Annotated in this window: 1 protein-coding gene; it reads left to right on the top strand. The window is 55.0% G+C overall.

Features of this window, described 5'->3' with window-relative positions:
* On the top strand, window positions 1-449 hold a 449-nt coding region (peaD, locus tag AC1DH9_RS31000), incomplete at both ends, for a quinohemoprotein amine dehydrogenase subunit beta (RefSeq protein ID WP_477809570.1).

Raw genomic sequence — 449 nt, 5'->3', positions numbered from 1 at the left:
GTGCTGATCCCCAGTCGTCACTGGAAACGTCCGAACTACAGCGCACCGGACGTGCTCTACGTGTGGAACCAGCAGACGTACCGGCACGACTTTTCGCTGCTCTACACCACAGCTAAATTCAAGGACAAGAAACAGGACCCGGCCACTGCCGAAAACCTCTATGGCCTGTTCAGCATCGACCTGAAAACCGGCAAGACCGAAACCACCGATTTCGGCCCGCTGACTGAGATCTACTTCAGCGGCATGCGCTCGCCGAAAGACCCGAACCTGATGTTCGGCGTGCTCAATCGCCTGGCCAAGTACGACATCAAGCAGAAGAAGCTGCTGCAGTCGGCAAACCTGGATCACTCCTACTACTGCATTTCCTTCAACAAGGACGGTAGCAAGATCTATCTGGCCGGGACCTTCAATGACGTGGCGATCTTTGATGCCGACAGCCTGAAACAGAT

The organism is Pseudomonas sp. 05T35 (assembly GCF_056396605.1).
The sequence above is the reverse complement of the archived record's forward strand: the minus strand, read 5'-3'. Positions and strand labels throughout refer to the sequence as shown.